Raw genomic sequence first — 6,225 nt, 5'->3', positions numbered from 1 at the left:
GTTTACCAAGTATCTGCCAAAGAACTGATGGCTCTTACTGGTGAAGAAGTGAAGGTCTCAGACATGCAGCGTGCCACCAAGAAGCTTATTACACGATACTTCGAAACGACCCTAGCCAATGGCGATTTCTTACAGGCCTCATTCGTTGCTTCCGCATTGTACCGAAAAGGTCAAGGAATTATTGAATTAGAGCTGAGTCAGAAAGTGCGGCCTTTGTATGTGGAGTTAAAAGATCGTTTCACAACTCTGCAATTGCATACTGCGCTGACACTCAATAGTAAGTATGCGAAGCGCTTATATGAACTGTTCTCGATGCACAAGAACATGCCGAATAAGACATTCCGTATCAACGTGCAGGAGTTGAAGGAGCGGTTAGATCTTATTGACGCCAAAACAGGCAAGGACAGATACGAGAAATGGACCCATTTTAAAAAAGCGGCTCTCGATCCAGCAGAGAAAGAAATTAATAGTAAAGCTGATTTATCATTCAGCTATGAACCTATTAAAAAAGGTCGCAGTGTTTCTCAAATTGAATTTACGGTAAAGTATAAGCGGAATATATCAGCTATAGAGCCTGACAACCCCAATAATGCATTACTTACTCGTTTAACAACTCACTTCGGTTTACGTCAGGATCAGGCTCGCACAGTTCTCAGTGCATATCAACCAGCAGAGATCAACAAGCAATTACATAAAATACAGATTCGTGTAATTAATAATGAATTAGAAAATATAGGTGCATATACTGCTAAAATATTTAATGTGTAAAAGCACAACCTAAGAACCAAAGATTCGATGCCAGAACCCTTTACGTGCAGGTTCTGCCATACGCGCTGCGATACCTTCTACGAGCTGTGTCAGTTGCTCTACTTGTACTTGCAAATCCTTGGGGCTAGCTGGCAATTGTGACTGAGTGATTTGGCTCTGAGCATAGGCTCGTACTTCATCATTCATATACTGCCCCATTGTCTTACCTGCACGCTCAGCTGCTTTCTCCAGTACTGCTCGCGTGTCACGCTCCACTCCACGCACAGACCAAGTAACAGGGGCGTTACCACCTTTAGCTGGTCTGCCACCTTTACTTTTCACCTTACTATCTGTAAGACTCTGTGGTAAGACAATTTGAGCGCTTGTCTTACTATTATCGGTTTCAGTAAGACGCAAATCAGCTTCCATATCACTGGATTTTACCTCTCCAGACTCATTTTGAAGGTGTGTCTTACTATTTAGGTTATCAGTCATACTAGATTCTGATGGCATTCGGATGCGTCCTACATGATGTATGACACATAGATAGGGAAGATATTTAGCAAGCTCACATACTGTATGACTCCTGGTTCAACCATACCCAGCCTTAAAGTTCTATGTATATAGTATGGCTAGCGGCTCCAAATATATCTGAGGTGGGAAGCTTCCGGATTGAGGGTGAAATTATTTTACGGAAAAGCTTGCGCCGTATCTGGGGGCAGTTGTGCTGAAGTATTAAAGCGTCGATAGACAATGGGCATAAAAGGCTGTAGCATCAGCGAAACACCTCTTACATAGCGGTGGATTGAACATCACTATTACATCAGCTAAATGAGTTGGCAATTAACAACTTGATAGTAAGCTAATAGACAATGTGTTAGTAAGGTTCGCTAATCCTATAAGAAATAGTGGCTTTGTTAAATTAAGCTTAGTTACCTAAATTTGAATACTATAAGTAGCATATAAGATGGCAGATTTGCGTTACGTACAAGAGAGAGAAGCAGACTTTTCTAGAATTGCTCATAGTCTGGGTGAGAACGTAAAGTATGCAACAAGCAATGCTCTTGCTGTTCAGGGAGACTCATTGGAAATGATTAAGCACATTCCCAGTAATTCTATTTCTCTTATTTTAACTGATCCTCCATATCATAGCACGAAGAAGGATAATATAACTAATGATACTGCTTTTAAAAGTGATGAGGATTTTTTGAATTGGGTAAACAAATACTCTAAAGAATGGAAAAGGATATTACGTCCAAACGGATCAATCTTCTTTTTCTGTTCTTCAGCTATGTCTGCGCGAATTGAAGTACTGCTATCTAAAAAATTTAATATACTATCCCATGTGGTTTGGACTAAACCAAATGTACCCGGCTTTGATGGCTGGAAACAAAAAATGAATAAAGAAGCATTACGTCAGTGGTATGCGCATTCTGAGAGAATAATATTCGCGGAGCCTGCCACTGAAGGTAATCTTAAGCGTTCATGGTTTGGCAATTTTTTACGAGAGAAAAGAAATATATCTGGCTTGTCAGGGCATCAATTGACTGAACAAACAGGTGCATACGGTAAGGTTAATCATGGTGGTGCAGTTTCCAATTGGGAGACCGGAAGAAATATTCCTAGCCGTGATCAATACGAAAAAATATGTGTCGCATTAATAAACACAGGCAAGATTTCCTCTATGCCTCCTTACGAAAATGTTATCAGGCCTTTTGATGTTAACTCAGAAGTCGAATTTACAGATGTATGGAATTTCTTCTCCGTTAAGCCATACAAAGGAAAGCATCCAGCTGAAAAGCCATTGGATATGTTGCAGCATTGTATTCTCAGCTCATCTTATGAGCATGATATAGTGTTAGATTGCTTTGCTGGTTCTGGCAGCACAGCAATTGCTGCATTAACCAACAACAGGAAAACAATCTCTATCGAAATAGAGCCTCATTGGGTCAATTATATATCTAATAAACTTATAGGCTTTATACCCACATTAAATACACCTGAACCTTCGAATACTGGTAATGAAGTAGCTTCCAGCAAATCGAAGAAGACAAAATCTACAAGGAGTAAGACACAAAAAAAGCCCAATGAAAAGATTCATCAGGCTAATCTGTTTGCGGAGGTATTTTAGAAGATATAACCTTCTTCTATGTTTTTCTGAATTACTTCCTGCATCCATTCTATAGTTTCGCTGATGCCAGAATCTTTGACAACAGTGTTACAGTGATGGTGTCCCCATCCTAGATTGTACGGTTTGTGGTTGAACTCTCCATATCGAAGCTCTACGATATGAAAGAGATTCACTTGAGTAACAGTTGAATCTGGAACCTCCCTGCCATCTGCTTGGCTAATTCTACTGAGAAACCCTCCAGCTGATAGCTCCTTTAAGCAAAGAGGACAGATGGTATGGTTAGCACTGTTTATGATTCTATTCTGACTAAAGATCGTGTGGTTACCTAGCCCTAACTGCTCTACCTCTTTGGATATATATTTAATTCTTGCTTCTACTTCATCTGCATGCATACCAGCTTCAATAGATATTGAAGTTGAATCAGCACAGAGCCAATACAGATATTCGAGTTGTAATTGGCACAACATAATATTGCTAGAACTTGAGTATTCATATACTCTGATTCCAGCTCCTTTCATTCCTGAATGAGCGAATCCTCTTCTAATAGCTTCGCCATTAGAAGATACAATCGCAGGAACCCTAGCTATATAATGGCCTCCTAACGGATTAGTTCTCGAACTTGCTGCTAACAGCTGAAGATTATCTGGATTGTATGTATTCCACTGTAATCTGGTTTCATAAAATATCAATAAGTTATTCCCCAGTTCTAATCCCTTTTCTCTAAGGATAGATGTAATATCAGGGTTATCGAAGTATTGCTCTGGAGAGATTGTAACAATAAACCCCTTTTCGTAAATAATACCGTTTTCAGGTGACTCTTTCCAAGTATCGAAATCGTTATAATTTATTATAACAGTATTATTTCGTTTAACTCTGTTCTGAAAAATAACATCGTCATCTGCTCCTCTAGTGCTACCAGTTTTGTCGATTTTTCCTTTTAGGAATTTCGGAAGTGCCATCTTAAATATTTTCGAATATTAGGGGTATGCTTGTTTCTAAAGCGATCGCAATTTTTTCGATGTTGGCAAGAGTTATATTTTTCTCGCCCCTTTCTATCATGCCTATATAAGTTCTGTGCAAAGAGGCTTTGTAAGCTAGTTCCTCTTGAGAATAGCCTTTTAATTGTCTCAAGATTCTCACCCTTGCACCGAACCTTATAGCAATACTTATATTTGACATTATGCCAACTTTAGTCTGCACAAAGCTATTCCTACTGTGCATGGCTAACCACAGACTATAGTTAGCATATTCAAGCAAACGGATAGGTACGGAGGCACAAAGGCAGTAAACGGTTTGCTTTTCTGAAGTAGATATAACTTGGATAAAACCCAGAATGGACCTATTTATCAAGATATCGGTAACTAGGTATTCTTTCTTAACATAAGATTAGTTATATCCCCCTTCTTCCCTGGATGCTATTTCTCAGCTCATCCGGCTTTTGTACTTTACCGTCACTTTGTATCTATACTAACCTCCAATGTCTGTAGTCGACTTACCTGTAGTGTCTGGACTTATCTTGTCACTAAACCTCAAAGATTCCTTTGAAGTCATAGCAGGCCTGGCATTCATATTCGGCATTCGTTGGGTTTGGTATCTTCTTTTTGATAGCACTGTTGTCAAACACCCTAGAACTGGCGCTACATATCGTATGCCCAAAACAGTCGATAGTAAAGTAGACCAATGGCACCAGAAAGAGGATTTTAAAAAGTGGCTAGAGGAGCAAGACCGGAAGTAAAAACCAGATGTACAGTAGGGGGCAGACGCAGGAGAAACACTTTGAAAAGAAGCGTCGCTCTCAGGAGAAGCAGCAATTAGCGGGAGCGGTGCTTTAAAGCCTTCACGGCACGTTCTTCTTAACAGATAGCAAGAAGTCTAGCTTACCAGCTGACAGGGCTTTCTATGCCTATGAAAACGGGAAATACAAGACTTCGAGAGATAGAGACCATCCTTATCCCACTAAATTCTTTGATCTGCGCGAAGCGAGATAAGCCACCGAGCGACGCAGGAGCGTGCGCGGGGCAATCGTTCGGGCCGTTGTATGGGACTACGCCTCTACCAAACCCTGACTTTAGCAGGGTGCGGAGCTGCTTGATACTTTAGAAATAAAAGGGTGCAGGTATTCCGACCCTGCCAAGCATCTAAAAATCCGCTAAATGCCTCAAAAATGGCTTTTATACCGTCTTTCTCAACCTAGTTTGTCTCAGAAAGGCATTGCAAAAGGCATTGCAATTTCAGGCAGCTGCAGTCTCTCTTGATACTTCAGCACAACTGCCCACAAATACAAGTCAAGGGTCGGGCAGAAAAAAGTTGTTTTTTACCACCGCAGCCACTTTAAAAGGCTCCCCATCCTCCTATTAGGCCATATTCTTGGCATTTAGGGCAGTAGGCAATCTGCTGAGGAGTATGACCCTCGGCTTCCATTGCTTTCCATAAGGGAGCTAAACCGGTATTCCACGTTTCTTCGGGGATCATCTCCCGCGTTACCTCTTCCCGCGATTGGTGGCAAGTAGGGCAATTGGGGATGTGAGTAGGTCTAAAATCAGCAGGCACCTTACCCATCAGAAAGTTTACAAAGGGGCTTTTTGGTCGGCTCTTTCTACCCATGCTATTGCTGCTTAGAGGTATGTTCTTGATTATAGCTTCAACTTAAAGCTGACTTACAGAAAGCAAGATATATAAAAAGTACAATTAAGTACAATAAATTTGTACTTTTTAGACTTGTTTGTGCCGCCCTAGCTTCGAAGGGCTTCATGTTTGGTTTGCTTGTTTTTGCTGATGTCCCACTACTCGATGAAGAGGGAACCATTACTAAAAGCCTTCTGCGTGCACATTCAAGTATTTGTGACAATTCTCTTTCAATACTTGTTATTTGAGGTCGCTGTATCTGACTAATAACCAGGCACTTGTAGTATCGTAAGTTGTAAAAAAGTCGGTATAAGTTGTAAAAAAGTCGGTATAAGTTGTAAAAAAGTCGGTAGCCAAGACTCTTAAAGTTGTAAAAAAGTCGGTAGCCAAGACTCTTAAAGTTGTAAAAAAGTCTAGTAAAGTTGTATTACTAATGTTGTATTACAACTAATGATTACAACTTTTGTCTTATGTTTGGCTATCACATTCTACCCTGTTTATGGATCATGTAACGCTGTGGCAAGACAATGCCCTCACTATCGCTCGATATGAGATGACAGCCCTGGAAAAGAATATCCTATATATGGTAATGGCTAGCATTCGTAAAGACGATCCAGCAACGACTGTTTACCAAGTATCTGCCAAAGAACTGATGGCTCTTACTGGTGAAGAAGTGAAGGTCTCAGACATGCAGCGTGCCACCAAGAAGCTTATTACACGAT

6 protein-coding genes are annotated in these 6,225 nt (G+C 40.5%); 3 read left to right on the top strand and 3 right to left on the bottom strand.

What is annotated here, in order from left to right:
* On the top strand, nucleotides 1–768 hold a 768-nt coding region (locus ACYVHC_RS21710; protein WP_460615836.1), incomplete at its 5' end, for a RepB family plasmid replication initiator protein.
* Between the two features lie 9 nt (nucleotides 769–777).
* On the opposite strand, the gene ACYVHC_RS21705 is transcribed toward ACYVHC_RS21710, so the two are convergent.
* A complete protein-coding gene (locus ACYVHC_RS21705; RefSeq protein ID WP_460615835.1) occupies nucleotides 778–1,242 on the bottom strand; it encodes a hypothetical protein in 465 nt (154 codons plus the stop codon).
* Nucleotides 1,243–1,714: 472 nt separating this feature from the next.
* Here ACYVHC_RS21705 and ACYVHC_RS21700 point away from each other — a divergent pair, with 472 nt between their 5' ends.
* Entirely contained in the window at nucleotides 1,715–2,878 is a 1,164-nt protein-coding gene (locus tag ACYVHC_RS21700; protein WP_460615834.1) for a DNA methyltransferase, read from the top strand.
* Here ACYVHC_RS21700 and ACYVHC_RS21695 read toward each other — a convergent pair.
* Both ACYVHC_RS21695 and ACYVHC_RS21690 read right to left on the bottom strand, forming a co-directional pair.
* Nucleotides 2,875–3,837: a BstXI family restriction endonuclease gene (locus tag ACYVHC_RS21695; protein ID WP_460615833.1), complete on the bottom strand. Its 963-nt coding sequence runs from the start codon at nucleotides 3,835–3,837 to the stop codon at nucleotides 2,875–2,877. The genes ACYVHC_RS21700 and ACYVHC_RS21695 overlap by 4 nt on opposite strands.
* A 1-nt stretch (nucleotide 3,838) precedes the next feature.
* On the bottom strand, nucleotides 3,839–4,057 hold the full coding sequence (locus ACYVHC_RS21690; protein ID WP_460615837.1) for a helix-turn-helix domain-containing protein: 219 nt from the start codon (nucleotides 4,055–4,057) through the stop codon (nucleotides 3,839–3,841).
* Between the two features lie 1,945 nt (nucleotides 4,058–6,002).
* Here ACYVHC_RS21690 and ACYVHC_RS21685 point away from each other — a divergent pair.
* On the top strand, nucleotides 6,003–6,225 hold a 223-nt coding region (locus ACYVHC_RS21685), incomplete at its 3' end, for a replication initiation protein (RefSeq protein WP_460615832.1).

The sequence above is a fragment of the Hymenobacter seoulensis genome, from assembly GCF_054780535.1.
The sequence above is the reverse complement of the archived record's forward strand: the minus strand, read 5'-3'. Positions and strand labels throughout refer to the sequence as shown.

Excerpts from the sequence above, each read along its gene's own strand:
- ACYVHC_RS21695 (WP_460615833.1), bottom strand. The coding sequence starts at position 3,837 with ATGGCACTTCCGAAATTCCTAAAAGGAAAAATCGACAAAACTGGTAGC.
- ACYVHC_RS21705 (WP_460615835.1), bottom strand. The coding sequence starts at position 1,242 with ATGACTGATAACCTAAATAGTAAGACACACCTTCAAAATGAGTCTGGA.
- ACYVHC_RS21690 (WP_460615837.1), bottom strand. The coding sequence starts at position 4,057 with ATGTCAAATATAAGTATTGCTATAAGGTTCGGTGCAAGGGTGAGAATC.
- ACYVHC_RS21700 (WP_460615834.1), top strand. The coding sequence starts at position 1,715 with ATGGCAGATTTGCGTTACGTACAAGAGAGAGAAGCAGACTTTTCTAGA.